Source organism: Trebonia sp. (assembly GCF_049794275.1).
Lineage (GTDB): Bacteria > Actinomycetota > Actinomycetes > Streptosporangiales > Streptosporangiaceae > Trebonia.
In genome coordinates, this window is sequence record NZ_JBARCR010000036.1 from 1 (window position 1) to 1,618 (window position 1,618).

At 69.8% G+C, this 1,618-nt stretch carries 1 protein-coding gene; it reads right to left on the minus strand.

From position 1 onward, the window contains the following. Positions 1–259: 259 nt before the first annotated feature. Positions 260–1,456 carry a permease gene (locus tag WA805_RS00965; protein WP_425241423.1) on the minus strand — a complete coding sequence of 399 codons (1,197 nt, stop codon included), beginning with the start codon at positions 1,454–1,456 and terminating at the stop codon, positions 260–262. Positions 1,457–1,618: the final 162 nt, after the last annotated feature.

Sequence of the window (1,618 nt, forward strand, 5' to 3'; positions counted from 1 at the left end):
GCGACCGCTCTGTCGGTCCGGTGCGCCCCCGCCAGCGCAGTGAGCACCACTGCCCCCATCACGGCCGTGATCAGCGTCAGCAGCGCGAGGCCGCGCCAGTCCTGGCGCAGCCCCGCCCGAACACACAACCACACCGTTCTCACTTGGCGCCCACTCCTGCCCGCACCGGACCTGTGCTGCGATTCTCCCGCCCCGGGCAGCTGACCGCGCTGGGGGTAACACGATACCCGGCGGATGCCAGCTCTACTGCCCGAGAGCGTCAGGTCGCCTGGTGGTGGGCGCGGTGATCGTGCCCGGCGTGCTCGCCATGTCCGGCGTGGTCGTCATCAGGCGCACCGTTCATCATGCGGAGCATCGGAATTCCGCCGGTCCGCACGAACCTGACGACCAGCACGGCGGCGAGCAGCAGGAACACGATGTTCAGCCAGGTCGTGTAGTTCAGCGACACGCCTTGGTCGGGGATGTGCGCGGCGGACCTGTCGGGCACCAGCCCCAGCCCGCCGAAGACCAGCTCGATCACGTACCCGGCCGCCGCCATGGCGGCGAACAGCGTGCCGAGCAGGAACGCGGCCATCCGCGCCCCGTAGTACTTGCGGTAGATGTTCAGGATCGGGGCGATGATCAGGTCGGCGAAGATGAAGGCGATCACGCCGCCGAAACTGATCCCGCCCTTCCACAGCACCACGGCCAGCGGTACGTTGCCGATCGAGCAGACGAACGAGATGATCGCGACGACCGGGCCGATCAGCGGGCCCCACAGCTTCGCGGCCAGCGGGTGGCCGGCGAAGAAGAAGCCCTGCCAGAACGAGTCGGGCACCCAGGCGGCGATCGCGCCCGCGACCAGGAGGCCGATCACCAGGTCCCTGAGGATCGCGGCCCACTCCATGACGAACACGTGGGAGACCCCGGTGAAGCCGTCCCTGGACAGCAGCCGCCGCGTGATCGACCCGGAGCCGCCAACGGACATGTCCATCGCGGCGTGGCCCTCCATCGACCCGGCGATCCCGCGGTCGGCCTGGGTGCGCGCCTCGCCAAGCAGCCGGCTGGTCAGGAACAGCCGGAACAGCACCGCGACGATCACGATCATGATGGGGCCGCCGGTGAACTCGGCGGCAGTGAACTGCCAGCCCATCAGCAGCGCCAGGATCACGCCGAGCTCGATGACCAGGTTCGTCGAGGCGATCTCGAACGCGATCGCGGCGGTGAAGCCGGCGCCCTTCCTGAACAGCGATCTGGCCAGCGCGACCGCGGCGTAGGAGCACGACGAGGAGGCCGCCCCGAAGGCCGTCGCCACCGCCAGCGTGCGCGGCCGGTCGTCGCCAAGCAGCCGGACGATCACCGATTTGGGCACCACGGCCTGCACGATGGCGGCCAGCGTGAACCCGAGGATGAGCGCCCAGGTGATCACCCAGGTCATCGACGCGGTGATGGCGAGGGCATGCATGATGGCGTGCATGCCGCTCACTATACCCCCGAGGGGTATGAAGTTACCGGGCGCCCCGCTCCGTGTACGCGGCAGAGTGCGTGTGGTGGCCGGTGCCGACCGCGCCGAAGGCCGGGGCGGCCAGCAAGACAAGCGGCAGCGCGACCAGCGCGGCGACGGCGAGCGCGCCCGCCG